Source organism: Allobranchiibius huperziae, from assembly GCF_013410455.1.
Classification (GTDB): domain Bacteria; phylum Actinomycetota; class Actinomycetes; order Actinomycetales; family Dermatophilaceae; genus Allobranchiibius; species Allobranchiibius huperziae.
Genome location: NZ_JACCFW010000001.1, coordinates 3,473,637 through 3,497,236, shown reverse-complemented (window position 1 = coordinate 3,497,236; position 23,600 = coordinate 3,473,637). Strand labels below are relative to the sequence as shown.

Here is a 23,600-nt window from a genome sequence, read left to right as displayed (position 1 = left end):
AGATCCGCGCTGATACGGACCTGGTGTACCGCGCATCTCCTCCCCGCCTGCACGGAGCGCGGGTTCAGGCGGGCAGGAGGTCGCGGTCGCGCAGCGCGGTCAGGATGTCGCGCCACATGATGTCGGCGGTGAAGCGGCCGGTGACGTTCGCCCTGGCGCCCGCGCCCACCCGTCGGCGGAGCGCCTCGTCACCGAGCGCCTGCCGCAGCCGGGCCCGCAGGTCGGCGGGATCGTGCACGTCCACCAGCAGCGCGTCCTGCTCATGGGTGAAGTACTCACGCAGCGGGGTCGAGCCGGTCACGACCACGCAGGCGCCGGTCGCGCTCGCCTCCAGCGCCACGCTCTGCCCGGTGGGGTACGCGCGCTCATGGGTCGGTACGACCACCACCTTCGCGCGACGCAGCATGGCGGCGTACGCGCGGCTGTCGACGACGCCGTGCAGCCGCACGTTCTCCTGTGGGATGTCCGGCGGCAGGTAACTCACCGGGCAGACGATGTCGACGACCAGGTCCGTGCCGCGGACCGCGTCGAAGAGCGTCGCGTAGTCGCGCCCACCGTCCTGCCCGACCGCCAGCAGCTCGATGTCCTGCGGGACGGACGGGTCCGGCGTGAAGTAGTCGGTGTCCGCGCAGAAGCCCACGGGCACCAGCTTGCGCTCGGCGATCCCGAGCTCGCGCAGGATCGGTGTCTGGTTTCGGCTCCAGTAGACGAACGCGTCGACGTTCGCGAAGCGAGCAAGGAGCTGTGCTCGAGTCGCCTCGTCGGCGCCGCGGGCGTCGTCGGCCAACCAGCAGGTCAGCGCGACGAGCGGGGCCCGTCGGTACGGCGGCACGTGCGCGCGCCGCAGTGCGGACATGGCGATCGCCTCGCGCTCCAGGGACGCGATCACCAGCTCGGCGCGAGCCACCTTGACCGCACCCTTGACCGTGCGTGCGACGGGGATGCCGAGTCGATGCTCGACCACGTCGCGGGCCTTCGTCGCCACTCGCCGGTCGCTCAACTGCACGCCGTCGACGCGAAGACCGTTCTGTTCCAAAGCGTCCGCGCCGTACGGCAACGCCGCCGGCCGATCACCCGCGGCGTGTTCGCGGCGCCAGCGGGCCAGGTCCGCCCCACTCAGTAGCAGAGCCCTGCGCGCCATCTCAGACCAACCGTCCGCCGAGCAGCCGGCGCACCGCGCCTTCGGCCTTGCGTTGGACGACAGGGGGTACGACGCGTGCGCGCCACCCGTCGTACCTCACCCCCGTCGTGCCGGACGCACCCACGAACCGCGGCGGGTCCGGGAAGCGCTGCACCGTGAGGGTGCCGGCGTACTCACCGACGATCAGGCGCTGGGCGGCGACCCGCTCCAGCCATCGTGCGCGGTCGTCGTCGACCTCCGCGCTCATCCCGCTCAGGTGCTCGCGCCAAGTGCCGACCGTCGTCACCACGAATCGGGTGTCCGCGAACGCGCGGTCCAGACTGCGCCGCACCTGCACCGTGGCATCGCCGACCGGGCCGATCACCCGCGCCGCGTTCTCCACGAGCAGCCTGCCGGTCACCTTGACCAGCACCGTGTCGGGCGCGGGATCGAGGGTGTCCAGCGCGTGGTCGATCGCCGCCGCCTCGATCGCGCCCTTGCCACCGGAGGCCAGCCCTGCGGGCAGCGAGTACGACACGTACCCGACGTCGGTGCGCCGGGTCACGTCACCCCGATCGGCGCCGGAGGTCTCGACCACGGCCACCCGCCCACCGACCGCGTGCGCGACGCCGGACCAGTGATCGACCGCGGCGCGGTACTGCCCGGCGCGCACCTGCGGGTCCGCGAGGGTCATCCGGAACGACGCATCGCCGGCGAGGAACGCCGGGTCCGGCGTCACCGCGGCGGTGAGCAGAATCAGCACGTTCACGCCTTCTCCTCCCACCCGCCAGGGATGTCCGCGACGATGCTCCACCGCGGATCCAGTTGCACGGCCTGCCATTTCGGCTCGCGGATGTGGAAGAGCGGCGCCCACACCTGGGCGTGGTTGTCACCGTGGATCACGTTGGACAGGTACCCCGCCCAGTAGGCGAACGTGGAGTTGCCGAGCACGCTGCGTCGCGCCAGCGCAAGATCACGGAAGTCCTCCGCCGCCGAGGCCGAGGGGTCGCCGTGGCGCACGGTGCCGGCGAATTCGCCCAGCCAGCCGAGCTGGTCGCGACACCACGCCTGGTCGTTGGACAATACCGTGATGCGTTCGATCGGGCCGTCCTGCCGCGTGCTGCCCTCGAGTGCCACCCGCAGGTATCCGGGCACATCCATCCCGTAGTAGCGCCGCAACGACTCATCGGTGTAGTAGCTGCCGCGGCGGATGTGCAGCACAACGTCGGCGGGAGCGCTCGTCGGCGGCAGCGCGTCGGCGAAGACCGGCGCCGTGAGCAGCAGGTCGCGGGCGAAGGCGTCGATCTCGCCCGGGCTGTTGTCGGCGAAGACGCTGTAGCTGCCGGCGGTACGCCGATCGGTCATCCGCACCTGCGAGCGCGGGACGATGAGCCGCTCCCGCACCCCGGGGAACACGTCGTACCACTCGCGCATCTCCGGTTGCTCCAGCACCCGACGGTCCAGCCCCTGCTGCTGGCCGGCGTGCGCCCACAGCCACTGATAGAGGAAGTTGCCGAGCCCCAGGCCGGGGATGGTCCACATGACGTCGCGGTCGCCGCGGCGCAGCAGCCCGAACGCCCTGCTCTTCAGCGGGCCGAGAAGAGCCCCCTGGATCCCGTCGCCCGGGCGGGCGATCGCCATCTCAGACCTCCACGGGCTGCTGAGCGAGGAACCAGTCGACGGTCTCCCGTACGCCGTCCGCCAGCGGCACCCGCGCGCTGAAGCCGAGCAGCTCGCGGGCACGGGTCACGTCGCTGTACCGCGTCGGCTGGCCCTCGGGTTTGCTGGTGTCCCAACGCACTTCGCCGGTGTACCCGACTGCGTCCTGCACCAGTGCGGCGAGCTCGGCGATGGAGGTCTCGATCCCCGTGCCGACGTTGATCGGCGCCGGACCCACCGGCGTCTCGCACGCCAGCGCCACCGCCCGCGCCCCGTCACGCACGTGCAGGAACTCCCGCGTGGCGCGGCCACTGCCCCAGTTGCTCACGTACGCCGTGTCCTCGCGGACCGCGTCGGCGTACCGCCGGATCAGCGCCGGGAGCACATGAGTGCCCTGCCCGTCGAAGTGGTCGCGCGGGCCGTAGAGGTTGGACAGCACGAGCACCGCGGAGTCCACGTCGTACTGGCGGTGATAGGTCTCACATGCCTCGTGCAACAGTCGTTTGGCCATCCCGTACGCGCCCGTTGCAGGGGCGGGCGGCCCCGACCAGATGTCATCCTCCCGCAGCGGCAGCGGAGCATCGGTCGCGTAGGTGCAGGTGGTCGACGCCAGCACGAACTTGCCCAGTCCGGCGCGCCGACCCTCCTCCAGCAGCATCAGACCCATCACCGCGTTCTCGTAGAGGAAGCGGCCGGGGTTGGCGACGTTCGCTCCGATGCCGCCGACCGCAGCGGCGACGTGCACCACCTGGTCCGGCGCGAGGTCGGCGTAGAGGGCTCGTACGGCTGACTGTTCACGCAGGTCGTAGTCGGCCGAGCCGAGGGCCACGACGTCGGCGCCGCGTTCGCGCAGCACGTCGCTGACGTGTCCGCCCAGGAATCCGTGTCCACCGGTGACCACGATGCGCGCCCCGCGCAGATCGGTCCGTGTGACAGCGGACGTCACAGCGTCACCATTCCCTGTTCTGCTCACGGAGTCACGGACCGCAGCGTCGGCCACTGCGGCACGACCGCCTGGTCGATCCACGCGCCGCCCTCGTGCGCCAGCGCTGCGATGTCCGCGTCGACCATGATTCGAGCCAGCTCGCCGGAGTGCACGCGCGCCTTCCAACCGAGTTCGCGCTCGGCCTTGCCGGGGTCACCGACCAGGGCGTCGACCTCGGAGGGTCGCAGGTAACGCTCGTCGAACCGCACGTGATCCTGCCAGTCCAGCCCGGCGTGCTCGAACGCCTTCTGCACGAATTCCTGCACGCTGCAGGGCTGCCCGGTCGCCAGCACGTAGTCCTCGGGGGTGTCGGCCTGCAGCATCCGCCACATGCCCTCGACGAACTCCGGTGCGTAACCCCAGTCGCGGATCGCGTCGAGGTTGCCCAGGTAGACCTCGTGCTCGGTGCCCGCCTTGATCCGCGCGACGGCCCGGGTGATCTTGCGCGTCACGAACGTCTCGCCCCGGCGCGGCGACTCGTGGTTGAAGAGGATCCCGTTGACGGCGTACATGTCGTAGGCCTCGCGGTAGTTGCGCGTCATCCAGTACGCGTAGAGCTTCGCCGCGCCGTACGGCGATCGCGGGTGGAAGGGGGTGTCCTCGTCCTGCGGGGGCGGCGTCGCGCCGTACAGCTCGGAGGTGGAGGCCTGGTAGTAGCGGCAATGCACCCCACTCATACGAACTGCCTCGAGCAGGCGGGAGGCGCCCAGGCCGGTGACGTCGCCGGTGAAGACCGGTTCGTCGAAACTGACCCGCACGTGCGACTGGGCCGCGAGGTTGTAGACCTCGTCGGGCTGGATGTCGTAGAGCAGCCGCAACAGCCGCACCCCGTCGGACAGCTCGCCGTAGTGCAGGATCATCCGCGGCGCATCCTCGTGCGGGTCCTGGTAGAGGTGGTCGATCCGGTGGGTGTTGAAGGTCGAGGCCCGGCGGATGATGCCGTGCACCTCGTACCCCTTGCCGAGCAGGAACTCCGCGAGGTAGGACCCGTCCTGCCCGGTGATCCCGAGGATCAGGGCCCGCTTCGTCACGTTGTGTCCCTTGTCGTCGCCCGTGCCGCCGACCAGCCGATCGGCGACGCCATGTTAACGGCGCCCCACGAACGAACGGGCGTGCTGCATCCGTCGTTCTGCGGTCGGAGAGGGGGCAGTCCGGCGCGGAGCGAGCGCGCACGCCAGGGCGATCAGGACAGGCACGTGCCCGATCAGATACCGCGAACGGCCCTGGAAGAGCAGCACGAAAACGGCGATCCCCACGACGGTGAGGGCGAGGAGCAGCACCTCCGGGGAGTACCGGCTGCGGAGCAGGCCGAGCCCGGTGAGCAGCAGGAGGCTGAACCACACGGTGTTCGCCAGGTCCACGTGCAGGCGGTAGAGCCCGTGTCCCGGGAAGCTCCAGGCCACCGCCGGACGGGCGGCAGCTCCGGTGCGCGTCGGGGGCTGGCTCATGTCGTGCCCCTCGCCGTGCGCCCAGAACATGCCGTCGCCCCAGTTGAACGCCATCTTGTTCGCCTCGAAACGCACCAGCCCGCCGGGACCGAGCTCCCGCAGCCGCCGCGAGATGGCCGACCGCGCGACTCTCGCCTGCTGGTCGCCGGTCATGTCGTAGGTCCCGCGGTCGATCGCGCCGTCGTACCCGCCGATCATGTCGACCCGGTCGTCGGGGATGTACTGCACGCGCAGCCCCTGCGCCACGTAGACCATCGGCGAGGCGGCGTGACCGGAGGTCAGCGGCTCGGTGCCGCTCAACCGTCCCGACACCGTCGAGGTGAGCGATGAGGCCGCGAGGAAGGCGAGGACGGCGGCAGCGACCGACCCGAGCAGCACCACCCGGCCCACCCGGCCCCGGCGCGCCACGGCGAACAGCGCGGTGATCGCGAACGCGACCAGACCGACCACCGGCGTCACCTTCACCTGGTAGCCGATGCCTAGTGCGATGCCCGCGAGCGCCGCGAGGACCGGGCCGCGCCAGCCGCTCGACCGGAGCGTGGCGATGAGCAGCAGCACCGCACCGATCGGAGTCCAGAGGGCCAGCAGATCGGTGTACGGGACGCTCATCCACGCCGATACGCCGATCAGGAAGTCCATCAGCAGCAGCGCGACCACGGCCCACGCCGCACCGCGTACGACGCGCACGGTCAGATAGAGCAGTCCGGAGGCGATCATGAAGAGGGCCGCGTTGAGCAGGGCGTACGACGCGTCGAACCCCACCCCGGTGGCGTGCTGCACGTGCCACACGAGCCGGTCGACGGCCATCAGCGCCGCGTTGTTGGGATAGCGCGAGAAGTACTCCACCAGGAACGGGGTGAACTGGGCGCGCGGAAGCAGGGCGGCCTGTTTGACGACCCCGGCGTCCCAGGACACGTGGTAGCCGCTGAAGTACGCCTCGTACAGCGCGAGCACCCCGCCCGCGCACCAGGTGCCCGCACCGACCCACATCCACCGGCGGGGACTCCAGGACGTCCCCACCGGTCGCAGCCGACGGGGCACGAACCACGCGGCAGCGGCGACCAGCAGGGTCGCGAGGGTCACCACCCACCGGTCGTAGCCGTTGTTCGGCAGCTGCGGGTGCACGAGGATGCCGAGCACCAGCAGGCACAGCCCGGCGCCGATGGCTCGTTGCAGCCAGGTCGCCGCCCGCTCCGCCCGGCCGGCGGGACGCGAGACCGGCTTCTCCGTGTGCCGGTCCGCGGGAGAGTCCGGGTCACTCATGCCGCGACCGGCGCCGGCGTACGGCCGAGGTCCTTCAACCGCAGCATGCGTTTCTCCACCAGCGTCCACGACAGCCACGCCATCGGCACCGTCACCGCGACGGCCAGCAGGGTGAACGCGGTCAGACCCAGCCGCTGGCCACCGAACACCGCGAGCAGCTGCTGCATCGGCCACGCGTAGATGTAGACCCCGTAGGAGATGTCGTTGCGGACACCGAGCCGCACCGGCAGCACCCCGCCGAGCCACAGCAGCAGGTAACCCAGGGGGAGCGGCAGCAGCACGTACATCCAGGTCAGGCCGCCGGGCATCCACGTCGCCACATGCGGGTGCGGGCCGGTGTCGAGCGCGCCGGCGACATAGAGGGGTACGCCGATCGCGAGCGCCGCCAAGGCGAGCCGGCCCGATGATGGCAGACGGTCACGCAACGCCCACAGGGCCATCCCGGCCGCGAAGAAGCACGCGAGCCGGGTGGGAGCCTCTCGATAGTGGTTGGTGGTGACGAAGAGCGGGCCGTGCGCGAGGTAGACGACGAGCGCGGCCGCGACCGCGACGGTCACCAGGATCGGCGCCGCGTGGCGGCGTACGAACGAGGGCCACAGCAGCAGACCCGCCGCCAGGTAACCGAGGGACTCGTACCAGAGTGTCCACAGCGAGCCGTTCCATGCGCTGGGCAGCGGTACGTGAGCGAGCGTGTGGCCCATCGTGTCGGGCATCGAGTAGAGCGTGGCGTTCTGGGCGACGTATCGCAGCGCGAGCTCGACACTCCACTGCTCGTGGGTGCGCAATGTCGCGAGGGGTGCGATCACCAGACCGGTCACCAGCAGGCACACCCACAGGCCGGGCAGGATCCGCAGCGCGCGATGCCAGGTGTAGCGCGGGCCGGACATCCGCACCCTGCTGCCGCTCACCAGATATCCCGACAGCACGAAGAACCCGTCGACGGCCACGTCGCTGAGCGGCCCGCGGCGCGGACTGGACAGCCCGGAGAGCGGGACGCTGTGGTCGACGATGACCGCGATCGCGAGCAGGAGGCGAAGGAAGTTCAGCGCATTGTCCCGACCGCGCAGCGGGTCTGCGAGACGTGCCACGTGCCCGGACTATACGGGCGTGGCGAGACCGCGACGGTGTTAAGCAACGGGTGACAATGGGGCACCCGGTCCGACACGACGAGCCCCGAGGACGAGATGCACCTGGTGATCGTGCCGAACGGCGGGTGGCCGGTGCGCGCGGACGGCGGCCTGCTGCTGCCGGTCAAGCTGATCGCTGGTCTGCAGGCGTACGCCGCCCACTGGCCGGGCCGCATCACCCTCCTCACCCGCGGTGAGCCGGACGACGGTGCCGGGCCGCACAACCTCGGGTCGGTATGGAGCACGCCGTCGCAGCTGCCCTGCGACCTGCTGCTGACCGATGACGCCCCGACCGAGCTGGCCCGGCTGGCGCCCGACGTCGTCCTCGCGAGCCTGGAGCCGGGGCGGGAATGGCTCTCGGGCCAGCCCGCACCGGTGGTGCTGGTGAGCGAAGTGCCGGTGTCGGCGCGCACCGACTACCTCGTGCGAGCGGCCGGCTCACGCATCGCCGCGGCCCGCATCCGGCTGGGCGCGGTGCGGGTGGCGCGAGCCGAGCGGGCGCTCGTACGCCGATCGGCCGGGCTGCAGTGCAACGGCTGGGCCGCGTTCGACACCTATGCCCGCGACTCGCGGGACCCGTTGCTGTTCTTCGACACCAGGCTGCGTGCCGACCAGATCCCGGCGGCCCCGCGAGCGCGAGAACCAGGACCCCTCCGGCTGGCCTGTTCGGCCCGCCACTCACCGGAGAAGGGCCCGCAGTTCGCCATCGACCTGCAGGCCGATCTGAATCGCCGCAGGGTGGCGGCGACCACGACTCTCTTCGGACGCGGCCCGCTCACCGAGGAGTTGCGGGCTCGGGCGGTGCCGGGCGTGCGGTTCGCGGGCGACGTGGACTTCGACGGCGCCTGGGTGCCGCAGGTGCGCGACGAGGTCGACATCATGGTGCTGCCGCACCTGCTCGGCGACCCGTCGGGCACCTACCTGGAGTCGGCGGGGCTGGGGGTGCCGGTGCTGGGGTTCGACAACGTGGCGCTCGCCGCGCTCGTCCGCGAGACCGGCGCCGGCTGGACCGTGCCGACGGGCGACGGCGGCGCGCTGGCCGACCGTGCGGCGTACCTCGCTGAGCATCCGGAGGAGGTGGCGGCGGCAGCCGGTCAGGGCATCGAGTTCATGCGCGGGCATCCGTTCGAGACGGAGTTCGCCCGCCGGGTGCAGCATCTGGTGGGAGTGGCTCAGACGGTCGTGTGACGTGCCGCCCCCGCGCCCGCCCGAGGTCCTTCAGCCGCAGCGCGCGCTTCTCGACCAGGTGCCAGGACAGCCAGGCCATCGGGATCGTGACCAGGATCGACAGCACGATGAACGCCGCCAGCCCGAGTCGCTGCGCACCGAGGACGTCGAGCAGCTGCTGCAACGGGAACGCGTAGATGTACATCCCGTAGGAGATGTCGTTGCGGACACCGAGCCGCACCGGGAGCACTCCGCCGAGCCACAACAGCAGGTATGCCAGGGGGAACGGCGTGACGACGTACGTCCAGATGATCGCGACGGGGGTGAAGGTGGCCGCATGCAGCTGCGGGGTGTCGTCGAAGGCCGCGGCCAGGTAGAGCGGCACGAAGACCGCCGCCGACGCGAGCGCCAGCCACCGGGAGGACGGAATCCGGTCGCGCAGGGCCCACATCGCCATCCCGGCCGTGAAGAAGCACGCGAGCCGCAGCGTGTCGCGGTAGCGGTTCGTGGTCAGGAACGCCGGCCCGTTGGCGAGGTAGACGGCGACCACCGCGAGCACCGCAACGGCGATGAGGATCGGTACGGCGTGCCGGCGCACGAAGCGCGGCCAGAGCAGCAGGCCCGCCGCGACGTAGGCCAGGGACTCGTGGAACAGCGTCCAGAGCGAGCCGTTCCACGCCTGCTCGTTGACGTGCGCGAGGGTCGAGCCGATCGAGTCGTGCATCGAGACGAGCGTGAAGTTGTGGGTGAAGTAGCCGAGCCCGAGCCGCAGATCCCAGGGCTGCTGGGAGTGCAGCGTCGACAGCGGCGCGATCACCAGGCCGGTCACCAGCAGGCACACCCAGAAGCCCGGCAGGATCCGCAGCGCGCGGTGCCATGCGTAGCGCGGGCCCGACATCCGCACCCGGCTGCCCGCGATCAGATAGCCGGAGAGCACGAAGAACCCGTTGACCGCGACGTCGCTGAGCGGACCGTGCCGGGGCCCGGACAGGCCGGAGATCGGGAAGCTGTGGTCGATGATCACCGCGGTCGCGAGCAGCAGTCGCAGGAAGTTGAGCGCGTTGTCCCGGCCCCGGATGGGGTCCGCCAGCGCCGTCGTCACGGGGCGCAGCCTACGGTTTCGCGGCCTGCGAACGTGCCACCATGACCCGGTGAGAATCGCGTTCGTCAGCCCCTGGGATGTCACCGACGCGGATGCCTGGTCCGGCACGATCGCTCCGATGTACGCCGCGCTGTCCCGGCACGCATCCGTGACCCCGGTATGGACCGGCGACATTCCTCTCGCGCCCGCCGACCGGCTGTTGGAGCGCGGCATCGGCCGACTGACCGAGCGCACCTACTCACCGCACCACGCAGTGTTGAGCAGCCGGCGTCGCGGCAAGACCGTCGCCGAGCGGGTGGCGGCCACCGGGGCCGACCTCGTGGTCGCCGTGGCCGCGTCCACCGACATCGTCTACGCGCGGATGCCCCAGCCGGTAATCCAGGTGGGTGACACGACGTTCGCCGCGCTCCTCGGCTTCTACCCGATCGTGGACCAGCTGCATCCGCTCGCTGTGCGCCAGGCGCTGCGCGTCGACCGCGATGCGCGGCGCGCGACGCACAGCTTCGCGATGATGACCGACTGGGCCGTGCGGGCGCTGCTACGCGAGGGGGTGCCCGCCGACCGCGCGCACACCGTGCCGTTCGGCCCGTCCGTGCAGCCCCGGACGCTGGCGCCCAGGGAGCCGGACGACGAGCTGTCCCTGCTGTTGGTCGCCAGCGACTGGGCACGCAAGGGCGGTCCGGCAGCGCTCGCGGCCGTCCAGCAGGCCCGGGCCGCCGGTCATCGGGTCTCGCTGACGGCGGTCGGCAACCTGCCGCCGCTGCCGGACTGGGTGGACGCGCGCGGCCGGGCGCCGCGGCACACGCTGCCCGACCTCTACCTGCAGCACGATGTGCTGCTCGAGCTGGCGACCGCCAATACCGCCGGGATGACGCTCACCGACGCGGCGGCGTACGGGCTGCCGGCCATCGCCACGGATGTCGGCGGAGTGTCCACGATCGTGCGCGATGGCGAGACCGGGCTGCTGGTGCGGCCGGGTGAGCCGTGTGTGGCCGACGCGGTCGGCGCCATCGCGAGTCTCGCCGACGGTGACCGGTGGCGCTCCCTGAGCGCCGGTGCCCGCGCCCACCACGAGGCGTCGCTCAACTGGGACGCGTGGGCGACCCGACTCCTGGAATTGGCCAGCATCGCGGTCCCGGCGGACGTGGGATCACCGGCCTGAGCCGTCCCGCGGGAGCCCGGGCCGCACCCGTCGATCTCCGCTACCGTCGAACGCAGGCCTGCTCGACACCGACGACGCCTTCGGGCGTTCCCGACGGGAGCCCAGATGTCCACCTGCGCCGACCTCATCGCCGACACGTTGATCGCGAGCGGGGTGCGCCGCGTCTACGGCATCCCGGGCGATTCCCTCAACGGCTTCACCGACGCGCTGCGCACCCGGCCGGAGCTGGCGTGGGTGCACGTGCGGCACGAGGAGGCGGCGGCGTTCGCCGCGAGCGCCGAGGCGGGGCTGACCGGTGAGCTCGCGGTGTGCGCCGGCAGCTGCGGTCCGGGCAACCTGCACCTGATCAACGGCCTGTACGACGCGAACCGCTCGCGCGTGCCGGTGCTGGCGATCGCCGCCCAGATCCCGAGCAGCGAGATCGGCTCGAACTACTTCCAGGAGACCCACCCGCGCGAGCTCTTCCGCGAGTGCAGCGTCTACGCCGAGGACGTCTCGCACGCCGACCAGTTGCCCCGGCTGCTGCGGATCGCGATGCGGGAGGCGCTCTCCAAGCGGGGCGTCGCGGTGCTGATCATCCCCGGCGACATCGGTATGGCCAAGACCGATGCGGCGGTCGAGAGCATCACGGAGGCGGGGGTGCGCGTCGTACCGGACGACGCCTCCGTGGCCGCCGCGGCGACCGCGCTCAACAACGGGTCGAAGACCACGATCCTTGCCGGCGCCGGCTGCCAGGACGCGCACGCGGAGCTGCTGCAGCTGGCGCAGGTGCTGCAGGCGCCGATCGTGCACACGATCCGCAGCAAGCAGTACGTCGAGCACGACAACCCCTACGACGTCGGCCTCACCGGCCTGCTCGGTTTCTCCTCCGGGTACCGCGCGATGGAGCACTGCGACACGCTGCTCATGCTCGGCACCGACTTCCCCTACCAGCAGTTCTTCCCCAAGGACGCGAGGGTGGTGCAGGTCGACGTGCGTGGCTCTCAACTCGGCCGCCGGGTGAGGGCGGACGTCGGGTTGGTCGGCGGGGTCGCCGAGACGATCCAGGCGCTGCTGCCGCAGCTGAAGACCAAGCGGTCGAGCAAGCACCTGGACTCGATCACCAAGCATTACGCCCGCACCCGCAAGGACCTCGACGATCTCGCCACACCCACCCGCCGATCGGGCGCGATCCACCCGCAGTACCTGGTCCGACTGCTCGACGAGGCGGCCGCGGACGACGCCATCTTCAGCCCGGACGTCGGCTCGCCCGTCGTCTGGGCGGCCCGCTACCTCCGGATGAACGGCCGGCGACGCCTGATCGGTTCGTTCAACCACGGCTCGATGGCGAACGCGTTGTCCCAGTGCATCGGTGCGCAGTCGGCGTACCCGGGGCGGCAGGTCGTCGCACTGGCCGGTGACGGCGGTCTGACCATGCTGATGGGCGAGCTGATCACCCTGACGCAGATGAAGCTGCCGGTGAAGGTCGTGGTCTTCAACAACGCTTCGCTCAACTTCGTGGAGCTGGAGATGAAGGCCGCTGGGTTCGTGAATTTCGCCACCGACCTGGAGAACCCGGACTTCGCCCGGGTCGGCGACGCGCTCGGCGTACGCGGATGGCGGGTGGAGAAGTCCAAGGACCTGCCCGGTGCGGTGAAGGACTTCCTCGCACACGACGGTCCGGCGATCCTCGACGTCGTCACCGAGCGTCAGGAGCTGTCGATCCCGCCCACGGTGAGCGCCGAGCAGGCCAAGGGGTTCGCCCTCTTCGCGGTGCGAACCGTGCTGTCCGGACGCGGGACGGAGCTGATCGACCTGGCTCGCACCAACATCCGCCAGGTCTTCTGATCCTGAGTTTCAGCGAGTGGGAGCGGACGATGCGAGCGGCTCGAGCGGGCTGCCGGCCGGTCCAGCAGCGGTACGTCTCGTGCGCACCAGCCGCAGCGCCGGCTGCTCCACGACCCGCCACGAGAGCCACGCGATCGGCACGGTCACCGCGATGCAGGCGATGAGATTCAGCACGGGTGGCCAGGTGGCCAGTCCGAGCACGGCCCCCAGCTGCTGGACCGGGAAGCCGTAGACGTAGATGCCGTAGCTGATGTCGTTGTGCGCGCCGATCCGAACGGGCAGCACGGCGCCGAGCCAGAGCAGGAAGTACGCCAGCGGAAGCGCCGTCCAATGACTGGCGAACCCGAGGCTGGCGATCAGGAAGACCGCTGCGAGAGAGACGATCCCGAGAACAGCACTCGTCGGCACCCGGTGAGCGACGGAGCGCAGGAACATGCCGGCGACGAAGAAGGTGCCGAGACGCAACAGGTGTATCCAGAACGACGTGGTGACGTGCAACGGCCCGAACGCAGCGGGCACCGATAGCGACGCGAGCACCAGCAGCGTCCCGGTCGTCCACACCGGTCGGCGACGGGTCAGCGCGACACTCAGCACCAGCCCGGCGCCGATGTAGGCCAGGAACTCGTACGCCAGCGTCCACAGCGGGGCATCCCACGTCACCTGGTACGGCGTGTGCAACAGGGTGTTGTCGACACCCCACTGGTCGATCCACAGCGCGAGGTTGCGGCCGACGTACGACGCGGCGCTCGTCGGCGACCACGCGACGCCCTCCCGCCACGCGGCCAGCGGCGCGAAGACGAAGGCCACCACGATCAGACAGACCCAGAAGCCGGGCAGGATCCGCAGGGCGCGGCGCGCGAAGTATGCACACAGGGACAGCCGCATCCGGCTGCCCATGATCAGGTAGCCGGACAGGACGAAGAACCCGTCGACCGCCCAGCCGCCGATGCCGTCGCCGTCGAAGACCCACTGGCCGCGCAGGCCGGCGGTCGGCCAGAGGTGGCTGACCATCACGCTGAGGGCGAGCAGCAGCCGCACGAAGTTGAGGGCGTTGTCGCGCCCGGCCAGTCGCGCCGACAGGCTGCCGTCCGGTCCTTGCGATGGTGACACTGGGCCCGGTCCTTCGATGGTCGGCGGCGGAAGCGCCCTCAGCCTGCCGCACGCGCTACTGCAACGGGGCCTGCGCTGCCCGTCGTTCTGCGATCACCTCCGACGGGCACAATGAACAACGGAGACAAGGAGATCCGAATGGTCGTTCCCGCAGAGGCCGCAGGCACTGTCACGATCGGAAGCCGACAGGTGCCGCGCGTCGGCTACGGGCTGGGAAGCCTCACTCGCGCGGCGTCCGCCGATGCCCAGGCGTACGGCGCCGGCGTGGACCTCCTGCGCCACGCGTTCGAGCTCGGCGTGACGTTCTTCGACACGGCCCAGTTCTACGGCGCGGGTTTGGCCAACCGCCTGCTGGCGGACGCCTTCGCCGACAGGCGAGGTGAGGTCCTCTACGCCAGCAAGGTGGGGGCTCGGCCACTGACGTCAGGACCGGTGCCGATGACCGCGGCCCAGAAGCCGCGCGAGTTGCGGGAATCCGTGGAGGACAACCTGCGCACGTTGCGTACCGACCACCTCGACCTGGTCTACCTCCGCCGGATGGACATGCTGCCCGGCTTGATCGTGGAGGGCGATCAGCAGGTGTCGTTGGACGACCAGCTCGCCGAGCTGATCGCGCTGCGCGATGCCGGGACGATCAGCGCCATCGGGCTCAGCCACGTCACCGTCGATCAATTCACCTCCGCACTCCCCGCCCGGGTGGCCGCGGTGTCCAACATCCACAACCTCCTACGACGCGACGACGAGGTCCTGCTGGACGTCGCCGAAGCGCACGGCATCGTGTGGTCGCCGTACTTCCCGCTCGGCGGGGGCGGTTACGCGGCGCTGCCCAAGGTGACCGAGGAGCCTGCGGTGGTGGCGGCGGCCGAGCGGCTCGGAGCGACCACGACCCAGGTCGGATTGGCGTGGCTTCTCGCGCGCTCGCCGTTGTCGCTGGTCATCTCCGGCACCTCGAGCCCCGGTCACCTGGAGGAGAACGTCGGCTCGGCTGCCGTCCGGCTCCCGAGAGATCTGCGGCACCAGTTGGACGGAGTCGGCAACGACTGACCGGCACGACCCGGACCGAAACGCAGCAACGACAGCGGGGCGTGGACCGCGCGGTCCACGATCGAGTCGGCCAGCCCATGAACTTCAGACCCGTGGCCACGAGAAGCACCACCGGCGGGTGGCCGGCTGGCTCGGTCCCCCGCACCCGCTGCACCTCGTCGACCTCCGGCGCGTGCGACCCTCATCCTCATGGCCACGACCCCCGAGCGCACGCTGCCCCTGGTGAGCATCATCGTCCCGTGCTTCAACGCCGGTGACACGCTGCCGGAGACCCTGGAGTCGGCGCGCGCGGTGGACTACCCGTCCGTCGAGATCATCGTGTGCGACGACGGCTCGACCGATCCGCTCACGCTGCAGGTCCTCTCGGAGCTGGGTGACGACGTGCGGGTGGTCCGCCAGGAGAACGCCGGCCTGCCCGCCGCCCGCAACGCCGCGATCGCGGCCGCGCGCGGCGCATACGTCTTTCCCCTCGACGCGGACGACAAGATCCACCCGGATTACGCACGCGCCGCCGTCGAGGTCTTCGAGGCCGACCCCCAGGTCGGCATCGTGCACGCGCGGGTGCTGCGCTTCGGCGACGCGGAGGGCGAGGTCGGCTACGACGACTTCTCCATCGGGAAACTGTTGAACCACAACATGATCCACCAGCTGTCGTGGTTCCGCCGTGCCGACTGGGAGACACTGGGCGGCTACGACGAGAAGCTGCGCGACGGGCGCGAGGACCACGAGTTCTGGATCCGCATCGTGAGCACCGGCCGCACCGTCGTGAAGCTGGACGAGCTCTACAGCATCTACCGCATCCGGGCCACGTCGATGAACCACACGATGACCCACGACAAGCTGGCGCGCATCTACGCGGAGATCTTCCGCAACAACAGCGAGTTCTACCTGGAGCACCTGGAGGAGTACTTCACCGAGCGGTACGTCGAGCGTGCGCGACTCGCGCACTGGTCGTTGCGCTACGGCAAGGTCGAGGCGCTGATCGAGGGCCACCCCCGCGCGTACGGCGCCGTCCGTCGCGTCGCCGCCACGGCCCGCCGCCTCCGCCGCCACTGACCCTGACGCACTGAAGGCCGAGAGACACAGGTCTACCTGTGTCCCTCGGACATACCTGCGCCACGGTCAGGGCCGGCCGCCGCTCAGTTCGCTCACTGGAACGTCGAGCGGTAGCCGAACAGACCCACGCTGCCTCCCGTGTGCAGGAAGACGACAGTGTCGGTCTCATCGAACCTGCCCTCTGCGATCCCGCCCAGCAGCCCCGCGAAGCCCTTCCCGGAGTAGACCGGGTCCAGCAGGATGCCCTCGGTCGACGCGAGCAGCCTTGTCGCCTCGACCATCTCGTCGGTCGGCACGCCGTACCCTCCGCCGACCCACCGGTCGTCGACCAGCACGTCCTCCAGGTCCACGGTGGTGCCGATCAGCTCGGCGGTGCGCTCGGCCAGCCCGTAGACCGCGTCGATCTGATGCTGCTCCGGCTGGCGCACGCTGACGCCGAGCACCCGCGCGGCACTGTTGATCGCGGCGAACCCGGCGACCAGCCCCGCCTGCGTGCCGGTGCTCCCCGTGCCGTGCACCACCCAGTCGACCGCGACCGGGGCCGCGTCCAGTTCGAGTGCGCAGTCGACGTACCCGAGTGCACCGATCGGGTTCGAACCACCGCCGGGGATGACGTACGGCCGCTTCCCGATGGCCCGCAGCTCCTCGGCCAGTGACTCCATGGCGCCCTGCATGTCGCTGCCGGCGGGCAGTCGCTGCACGATCTCGGCGCCCAACAGCTCATCAAGCAGCACGTTCCCGGACTGCTCGTATTCGTCGTCGCGGACCTGGCGCTGCTCGAGCAGGATCTTGCAGTCCAAGCCCGTCACGGCAGCGGCGGCAGCGGTCTGACGTGCGTGGTTGGACTGGGTCGCGCCCTGGGTGATCAGCGTGTCCGCTCCCTGTGCCAGAGCATCGCCGACCAGGAATTCCAGCTTGCGGGTCTTGTTGCCGCCGGTGGCAAGGCCGGTGCAGTCGTCGCGCTTGATCCACAGGTCCGGGACCTGGGCGTGCTGCTCACGCAGCAGGCTGCTCAACCGCGACAGCGGTTCGAGCGGAGTAGGGAAGTGTCCGAGTTGTCTGCGGGCGAACCGCGTCAGTTGAACCACGCACTCATGGGTAGTCGATGAATGTCGACGCTGTCCAACGGGCCCAGCACCTGCCCCAGCAGCCGCCTCCTAGCGGCTGCCCCGCAGGAGGCTGCGCTCTCGCAAAGGACACGACAGGGTCCTACCGGTTCGTGACGCCCATTCCCTTGCGCCGATTGCAAGGACCGCACAAGACTTGAAGGTTCTCTGGGGCGCTTGAGCCTCCGTGCGCGACCGGAATGACGTGGTCGAACTGAAGCTCCACGGTGGAGCTGCAGCGTCGGCATCTTCCATGGTCGCGCGTCCACACGTAGTGCTTGATCTCGTCGCTGATGTGTCCTCGAGCCGGTGCTGATCGAGGTGCGCTTCCCATGGAGAGCATCTCTTCAGCGCGGTCGATCTGACGGGCCCGACGACCATCGCGAGCAACAAGAAGAGCATGAACCTGTCGCGACGTCAGGTTCTCGTTGTCGCTGTAGAACGCGTTCTGATACCGCCAGTAGGTGCGGCCCTCCGTACGACACACCCTCGCCGGCACGCTCATCTGCGATATATCGATCTCCCTGACCTCTTCCTTCGAAAGCTTCCCCAATCGATACAGCTTTCGGCCCACATGAAACTGCAGCTCGCCCTTGCCGGTGATCCGAGAAGGGCGGAAGGTGAGATGTGCCTGGTCTTGGCGGCGGAGTGTCACTGCAGAGTTCTAACCCGCGAAGACCCCCGACCTTGGGTGACTCGCCGCATCTCACGCGGGTTTTCGTTTTCTCCAGACACACCTTTTGAGTGCCGCTGAAACGGGGGCAGAAGCCGAATGTGCGCGATGTAGAAGTCGGCGCACTGCTGTCTGGCAGGTGGGCAACCTCTAAATAGGCTTGGATCTCCCGCTCCGGAGGTAGCGTCGCAAGGACGTACCGCATCCCTGTTTGGGAACTGCGGCAATTCGCGACCAGTCAGGGGGACTGCCATGGGCGAAGAGACCTGGCATGAAGCACGACTCATCCCGACGTCAGGGATCAATGGTGCTGAGGAGCAGGAACGGAGAGCGACTTCTGCCCTTCTCGCCGTCCTAGCGGCCGTGCGTGAGTTCGGGCGGTCCCTGCTGAAACCTCTGGGAGCCCCGGCCGGGACGATCCAGACCTACATCGAGGTGCCGTTTCAGCTGAGTGACAAGCGGCTATATCCAGACGGGCTGATTCGCGTCAGCCGCGGCTCGAAGACCTGGACCGCTCTGGTCGAAGTCAAGACCGGCAGCAACGCACTCACCACCGAGCAACTCGAGAACTACCTTGAGATCGCCCGCGATCAGGGCTTCGACGCGGTGCTGAGTATTTCCAATGAGATCCCGGCTGCCGCTGGGCAACACCCCACGAAGATCGACAAACGCAAGCTGAAGAAGGTGGCTCTGCACCACCTGGCGTGGACGGAGATCCTGGCCGAGGCGGTCATGCAGAAGGAATTTCGCGGTGTCGCCGATCCGGAGCAGTCCTGGATCCTCGGTGAGCTCATCCGATACCTCGAACACTCCCGATCGGGTGCTCTCGAGTTCGACGACATGGGCGAAAGCTGGACCTCGGTTCGCGATGCAGTCGCTACCGGGACCCTGCGGGCCTCGGACAAAGGCATTCCCACGGTGGTCGCCCGCTTCGACGCACTCCTTCGCTTCGCCAGCCTGCGACTCGGCCGTCAGCTCGGTACGGAAGTCGTGCCCGTCCTCACCCGGCGCGAGCTGGCTGACCCGAGCCTTCGTGCACAAGCCCTCACCGAGATGCTCTGCCAGAGCGGACGATTGGTAGGCGCCATCCGTATTCCTGACAGCGTGGGGCACCTCAACGTCACGGCCGACCTACGTGCCAGCACTCTCACCTGCCACGTCGATCTGGATGCACCGCGCGAAGGACGGGCCACCACGCGCGTCAATTGGCTCATCCGTCAACTCAAGAATGCCCCGGAGTCGGCGAGGGTCGAGTGCTTCACCACTCATTCCCGCGGTGCCAGCAGCGCAGAACTGCTGCGCACCGTCCGGGAGACCCCAGCTTCGCTGATCACCGACCCGTCCAGAGACATCCGCACCTTTCGGGTCGCCACCACAAGTGGTCTTGGCACCAAGCGTCAACGCGGCCGCGGCACGTTCATCGAGTCCGTGCTGGGCGGCACCGATGCCTTCTATGCCGAGATCCTTCAAGGACTCAAAGCATGGTCGGCAAGTCCTCCGAAGTTGCGGCCCGATACCGCGGAAGCCCGCTCTGAGGAACCCGTGCGGCCGGCTAGCCTCTCCTCAACTGACTTCTCGTCGCAGGACGGCTCGACAGAACCAACCGAAGTAGTCGACCAGGAAATCCTCTCCAGCGGGGGCACCTTCGACAGTCCGGGCTAGGTCATTAGCCCTTCTGAACCATCGGCATGGTCGTCGGAGGGCTGCTCCCGCACTGCCTGTGAGAGGTCCTCGACCGTCGGCTCGCGTGGTGAGCAAGTCTTAGGAAACTCGGTCGCAACGATGTCGAAGTGCCCGGTAACCGTTCGACGTACGGGTACAAGCAGGTCCGACCAACCAGGAGGAGTGATCGCGATGCCGCGTTTCATGGGGTTCGTGAGGATGGAAGAGGGCGTCGGTATGCCGCCGAAGGCGCTCTTCGAGGCGATGGACGAGTACATCGGCAAGCAGAGTGACAACGGGGTGTTCCTCGACGGCGGTGGCCTCTACGGCACTGAGGACGCCGTGAACTTCATCTCGCGCAAGGGTGAGGTCAGCCGGGTCGACGGTCCGTACGCCGAGGCGAAGGAGGTCGTCGGCGGGTGGGCGATCATGCAGTACGACAGCATGGAGGCCGCCGTGGCCGACCAGAAGGAGTTCGCCGAGCTGCACGCGAAGCACTGGCCCGAGGTCACCGTGATCTCGACGCTGCGCCAGATCTCCACCGGTCCGGAGGAGCCCGGCGACTGAGCCGGAGATCACTACGCTGGCCCGGTGCCGGCGCAGACCAACACGGATGACCCGAATGGGGTGATCGTCGCCGCGTGGCGGGCCGAATCGGCCCGCCTCGTCGGCGCCCTCACCCGAATGACCCGCGACGTGGACCTGGCCGAGGACCTCGCCCAGGACGCGCTGGTGGCCGCGCTCGAGCAGTGGCCCGCCACGGGCGTGCCGCAAAACCCCGGCGCGTGGCTGATGACCACCGCGAAGCGTCGAGGGGTCGATCACTTCCGGCGCACCGACGTCCTGCGGCGCAAGATCGCGGAGCTCGAGCACGCCCGCGGGGGAGAGGAGGCGCAGGTGCCCGACCTCGAGGCGCAGATCGACTACATCGAAGACGACGTGCTGCGGCTGATCTTCCTGTCCTGCCACCCGTCGCTGAGCGCCGACTCCCGGGCCGCGCTGACGCTGCGGCTGGTCGGAGGTCTCACGACGGCCGAGATCGCCCGCGGGTTCCTCGTGAGCGAAACGACCATGGGACAACGCATCTCACGGGCCAAGAAGACCCTCGCGCACGCGCACGCCGCGTTCGAGCTGCCGACGGGGCAGGAGCGGACCGATCGCCTCGACGATGTCATGGGCGTCATCTACCTGATCTTCAACGAGGGGTACGCCGCCACCGCGGGCGCCGACTGGATGCGCCCCGATCTCGCGAACGAGGCGATCCGGCTCGCCCGGACCTTGGCCGCGCTCGCCCCGGCCGAGGTCGAGGTGCTCGGGCTGCAGGCGCTGCTGGAGCTGCAGGCCTCACGGATGCCCGCGCGGCTCGACTCCGACGGTGCTCCCGTCCTGCTGGAGGCGCAGGACCGCAGCCGCTGGGACCAGACGCTCATTCGCAGCGGACTGGAAGCTCTGCACCGTGCCGAGCGACTCGCCGGATGCGGCCAGCCCGTGGGTCGGTACTTCCTGCAGGCCTCGATCGCTGCACAGCACGCCCGGGCGGAGCGCGCCGAGGCCACGGACTGGCGACGGATCGCGGCGCTGTACGACGTCCTGGCGACCGCAGCACCCGGTCCCGTCGTGGAGGTCAACCGTGCCGTCGCGCATGGACGGGCGTTCGGCTCGGACACCGGGCTCGCCGTACTCGACGCGTTGGGCGAGGAGGCCCTGCCCGACTCGCCGCTCGTACCGAGCGTGCGCGGCGACCTGTTGGAGCGGGCCGGGCTTCATGCGCAGGCGCGTGAGGCGTTCACCGAGGCTGCCGGGCGGACGAAGAACGAGGGCGAACGCGCCATCCTCCGCCGTCGCGCGCAGAGCGCCTGACTCGTCGCCGCCCGGGGAAACTGACGGGCCCACGTCCTGCGCGATCGGGGGTCGCCGACCCCTTGGTGGTGGGCGCTTTTCGCGAGAAGCACCGGATCGGTCGTTCGATGCGGTGCTAGCTTCGAACGTTCGCTTCTTGGGCAGAGAGGATGCGTCGTGGGGAACCCACGGCAGGAGAGCGGTCCCTCCATTCGCAGGTCGCGAGGTTCCCCGGCCTCGCGCCACCGCCGCGTGCGTCAACGCCTGACCCAGCCGCGTTCGCGTCCTCAGTCCGGCCGCCGGGGCCACGGACATGATTCACGACTTCCGATCGGACGATCTTTCAACAGGCTCGGGAAGTATCTGGCGATCAGCACCGCGGGGGCGATCGCCACCATCGTGATCGGCACGTTCCTCCTTCAGCCTCTGGGAGTCGAAGGTCGCACCCAAGATGCGGCGAACAGGATCTGGTGGATCGCGAAGCACCCCAGTCTGGAGGTCCGGCCGACCTGCAAGGACACGGGGTACTACCACCGCAGGAGCCCCGACAATGCCGACGCGATCGACTACTACCACCAGAGTCGTGACGACGAGTACATCTACACCAATACGTACGACGGCAAACGACAGACCGCATGGGTCGAGTACGGATGGGGGACGCATGGGAAGAACGGCGACACCATCAGCTGGGATTTCGCGCACAAAGAAAACATCAAACTCCTGTGCGTCACCAACGGGCTCGCGAAGAACATCCAGGCCTATCGCGACACCGGAACGATCAAGACGGTCCAGATCCGGGGGTGCGGGGCGACGCCTCGAATGCAGGATCTGAAGGAATTCACCGATACCTCATCAGACGCCTGGGAGAATCCGCAAGAGATAGACATGTCCTGCACGACCGACAAATTGATCTTCGATATCTCCGCCATCTACCCCGCTCAGGACAGGAACAACGTCGATGAGGTCGGGATCTCGGAAGTAACGTTCTGGGGGTGACCACACGCCGAGGACTGTTCGTCGCCCCGTTCGATGCCCTGGCCGACCCGCGCGTTGTGGGTGACCTGGCCGCCAGCGCCGAAGCAGCCGGCTGGGACGGGTTCTTCCTCTGGGACCACCTGCAGTACGGCGACCGCGTCGAGGCGATCGCGGACGTGTGGACCTGCTGCGCTTCGGTGGCGATGCGGACCGAGCGGTTGCTCTTCGGACCGATGGTGACCCCACTGGCGCGCCGCCGGCCCCAGGTGTTGGCCCGTCAGGCGGCCAGCTTGGCGGTGCTCTCCGGAGGGCGGTTCGTCCTGGGCCTGGGCTTGGGCGACGACGGGCTGGGGGAGTTCAGCGCGTTCGGCGACGAGACGGACCCGAGGGTGCGCGGTCGGATGCTCGACGAAGGGCTCGAGGTCCTGAGCGCGCTGTTGAGCGGGGACCCGGTCGACCACGACGGACCGCACTACGCCGCCAGGGATGTCCGTTTCCGGCCGGCTGCGACCGTGCCGGTCTGGCTGGCGGGCCGATTCGGCAACCGTGCGCCGGCGCGCCGGGCAGCCCGGTACGACGGCTTCTTCGTCATCGGGCTGGACGGGCCCGAGGACCTCGACGAGGTCACCGCTGATCTCGGCCGCCACGACCCGGGGCCGGGTTTCGACGTCGTGCTCGACCTTCGGCCCGAGCAGGATCCGGCCCCTTGGCTGGACCGCGGCGCCTCCTGGGTGCTGACCCGGATCGGCCCGTTCGATCTCGATCTCGCCGACGTACGGCGCATCGTCGAGGCCGGTCCGGGCGACTCGGACGCCGGGCTGCGTCAGCCCGCGGGTTGACGCAGTCCGAACCGCACGCCCTGGTCGTCGTCACACTCCACCCATCGCCCGAATTCGGCACTCTCCGCGTGGATGTCGCCGACGATCCGGCCACCCAGCTCGGCCACCTTCGCGATGGCGGAGTCCAGGTCGTGCACCGTGAAGAACACCTCCAGGAGCGACGACGGGTCGTGATCGTGGATACCGATATTCAACCCACCGGTGCTCGCCTGGCCCGGTCCGGCGGCGCCATTCATCCTCCAACCGAACAGGGCACCGTAGAACGCTCGCGCCCGGTCAGCATCCTCGACGCCCAGCTCGATGTACGACGGGGCTCCCTGTATCGCGTGCGGCTCAGTGTTCTGTGTCATCACCCGAGCTTGTCACCGGCCCTCGTACATGGCGAGCGATAGCCGGAACACGTTGCAGGGGGTCTGTTTCACGTGGAACGCCCTGG

General features: G+C 69.3%; 22 protein-coding genes. 10 read left to right on the top strand and 12 right to left on the bottom strand.

The genetic code is table 11. From position 1 onward, the window contains the following. Positions 1-64 precede the first annotated feature (64 nt). Genes HNR15_RS16675 through HNR15_RS16645 form a run of 7 tightly spaced genes read right to left on the bottom strand, consistent with a single transcriptional unit; the run spans position 65 to position 7,563 of the window. Entirely contained in the window at positions 65-1,141 is a 1,077-nt protein-coding gene (locus HNR15_RS16675) for a glycosyltransferase family 4 protein (protein ID WP_179483417.1), read from the bottom strand. Position 1,142: 1 nt separating this feature from the next. After that, positions 1,143-1,889, bottom strand: a complete 747-nt coding sequence (locus tag HNR15_RS16670) for a hypothetical protein (protein WP_179483416.1) — start codon at positions 1,887-1,889, stop codon at positions 1,143-1,145. Further along, entirely contained in the window at positions 1,886-2,761 is an 876-nt protein-coding gene (locus HNR15_RS16665) for an alpha-1,2-fucosyltransferase (RefSeq protein WP_179483415.1), read from the bottom strand. Before HNR15_RS16665 ends, HNR15_RS16670 begins: the two co-directional genes overlap by 4 nt. Before the next feature lies 1 nt (position 2,762). Beyond that, entirely contained in the window at positions 2,763-3,725 is a 963-nt protein-coding gene (locus HNR15_RS16660; RefSeq protein ID WP_179483414.1) for an NAD-dependent epimerase/dehydratase family protein, read from the bottom strand. A 23-nt stretch (positions 3,726-3,748) separates the two neighbouring features. Then, positions 3,749-4,795: a GDP-mannose 4,6-dehydratase gene (gene gmd, locus HNR15_RS16655; protein ID WP_179483413.1), complete on the bottom strand. Its 1,047-nt coding sequence runs from the start codon at positions 4,793-4,795 to the stop codon at positions 3,749-3,751. Between the two features lie 54 nt (positions 4,796-4,849). Beyond that, on the bottom strand, positions 4,850-6,475 hold the full coding sequence (locus HNR15_RS16650; RefSeq protein ID WP_179483412.1) for a glycosyltransferase family protein: 1,626 nt from the start codon (positions 6,473-6,475) through the stop codon (positions 4,850-4,852). Beyond that, on the bottom strand, positions 6,472-7,563 hold the full coding sequence (locus tag HNR15_RS16645; protein ID WP_179483411.1) for an acyltransferase family protein: 1,092 nt from the start codon (positions 7,561-7,563) through the stop codon (positions 6,472-6,474). Before HNR15_RS16645 ends, HNR15_RS16650 begins: the two co-directional genes overlap by 4 nt. A gap of 105 nt (positions 7,564-7,668) precedes the next feature. Between HNR15_RS16645 and HNR15_RS16640 the strand changes: the two genes are divergently transcribed. Beyond that, entirely contained in the window at positions 7,669-8,790 is a 1,122-nt protein-coding gene (locus HNR15_RS16640) for a glycosyltransferase (RefSeq protein WP_179483410.1), read from the top strand. Here HNR15_RS16640 and HNR15_RS16635 read toward each other — a convergent pair. After that, positions 8,711-9,871 carry an acyltransferase family protein gene (locus HNR15_RS16635; RefSeq protein ID WP_179483409.1) on the bottom strand — a complete coding sequence of 387 codons (1,161 nt, stop codon included), beginning with the start codon at positions 9,869-9,871 and terminating at the stop codon, positions 8,711-8,713. The genes HNR15_RS16640 and HNR15_RS16635 overlap by 80 nt on opposite strands. 49 nt (positions 9,872-9,920) lie before the next feature. Between HNR15_RS16635 and HNR15_RS18935 the strand changes: the two genes are divergently transcribed. Then, positions 9,921-11,033 carry a glycosyltransferase gene (locus tag HNR15_RS18935; protein WP_179483408.1) on the top strand — a complete coding sequence of 371 codons (1,113 nt, stop codon included), beginning with the start codon at positions 9,921-9,923 and terminating at the stop codon, positions 11,031-11,033. A gap of 105 nt (positions 11,034-11,138) precedes the next feature. Further along, the gene (poxB, locus tag HNR15_RS16625) at positions 11,139-12,860 is read left to right on the top strand and encodes a ubiquinone-dependent pyruvate dehydrogenase (RefSeq protein ID WP_179483407.1); all 1,722 of its coding nucleotides are present in this window, start codon (positions 11,139-11,141) and stop codon (positions 12,858-12,860) included. Positions 12,861-12,869: 9 nt separating this feature from the next. On the opposite strand, the gene HNR15_RS16620 is transcribed toward poxB, so the two are convergent. Further along, on the bottom strand, positions 12,870-13,970 hold the full coding sequence (locus tag HNR15_RS16620) for an acyltransferase family protein (RefSeq protein WP_179483406.1): 1,101 nt from the start codon (positions 13,968-13,970) through the stop codon (positions 12,870-12,872). A 138-nt stretch (positions 13,971-14,108) separates the two neighbouring features. Here HNR15_RS16620 and HNR15_RS16615 point away from each other — a divergent pair, with 138 nt between their 5' ends. Both HNR15_RS16615 and HNR15_RS16610 read left to right on the top strand, forming a co-directional pair. After that, positions 14,109-15,014 carry an aldo/keto reductase gene (locus HNR15_RS16615; protein WP_179483405.1) on the top strand — a complete coding sequence of 302 codons (906 nt, stop codon included), beginning with the start codon at positions 14,109-14,111 and terminating at the stop codon, positions 15,012-15,014. A 189-nt stretch (positions 15,015-15,203) separates the two neighbouring features. Continuing rightward, complete coding sequence (locus HNR15_RS16610) at positions 15,204-16,070, top strand: glycosyltransferase (RefSeq protein WP_179483404.1); 867 nt, start codon at positions 15,204-15,206, stop codon at positions 16,068-16,070. Positions 16,071-16,162: 92 nt separating this feature from the next. On the opposite strand, the gene cuyA is transcribed toward HNR15_RS16610, so the two are convergent. After that, a complete protein-coding gene (gene cuyA, locus HNR15_RS16605; RefSeq protein ID WP_179483403.1) occupies positions 16,163-17,158 on the bottom strand; it encodes a D-cysteate sulfo-lyase in 996 nt (331 codons plus the stop codon). Positions 17,159-17,279: 121 nt separating this feature from the next. Then, a complete protein-coding gene (locus HNR15_RS18995) occupies positions 17,280-17,510 on the bottom strand; it encodes an HNH endonuclease (RefSeq protein WP_179483836.1) in 231 nt (76 codons plus the stop codon). A gap of 591 nt (positions 17,511-18,101) precedes the next feature. On the opposite strand from HNR15_RS18995, the gene HNR15_RS16595 reads away from it, so the two are divergent. From HNR15_RS16595 to HNR15_RS16575, 5 genes are all read left to right on the top strand, one after another. Beyond that, the gene (locus HNR15_RS16595) at positions 18,102-19,511 is read left to right on the top strand and encodes a hypothetical protein (protein WP_179483402.1); all 1,410 of its coding nucleotides are present in this window, start codon (positions 18,102-18,104) and stop codon (positions 19,509-19,511) included. Between the two features lie 192 nt (positions 19,512-19,703). Continuing rightward, positions 19,704-20,078 (top strand): YciI family protein, encoded by a 375-nt coding sequence (locus HNR15_RS16590; protein WP_179483401.1) that lies wholly within the window; start codon positions 19,704-19,706, stop codon positions 20,076-20,078. Between the two features lie 24 nt (positions 20,079-20,102). Next, positions 20,103-21,371, top strand: coding sequence for an RNA polymerase sigma factor (locus tag HNR15_RS16585; protein ID WP_343048580.1), 1,269 nt, complete (start codon positions 20,103-20,105; stop codon positions 21,369-21,371). Between the two features lie 231 nt (positions 21,372-21,602). After that, the gene (locus HNR15_RS16580; RefSeq protein WP_179483400.1) at positions 21,603-22,346 is read left to right on the top strand and encodes an NADase-type glycan-binding domain-containing protein; all 744 of its coding nucleotides are present in this window, start codon (positions 21,603-21,605) and stop codon (positions 22,344-22,346) included. Then, positions 22,343-23,164 carry an LLM class flavin-dependent oxidoreductase gene (locus tag HNR15_RS16575; RefSeq protein WP_179483399.1) on the top strand — a complete coding sequence of 274 codons (822 nt, stop codon included), beginning with the start codon at positions 22,343-22,345 and terminating at the stop codon, positions 23,162-23,164. The genes HNR15_RS16580 and HNR15_RS16575 overlap by 4 nt, the downstream gene beginning before the upstream one ends. Here HNR15_RS16575 and HNR15_RS16570 read toward each other — a convergent pair. After that, a complete protein-coding gene (locus HNR15_RS16570; protein ID WP_218883786.1) occupies positions 23,149-23,514 on the bottom strand; it encodes a VOC family protein in 366 nt (121 codons plus the stop codon). The two genes, HNR15_RS16575 and HNR15_RS16570, sit on opposite strands and share 16 nt — an antisense overlap. Positions 23,515-23,600: the final 86 nt, after the last annotated feature.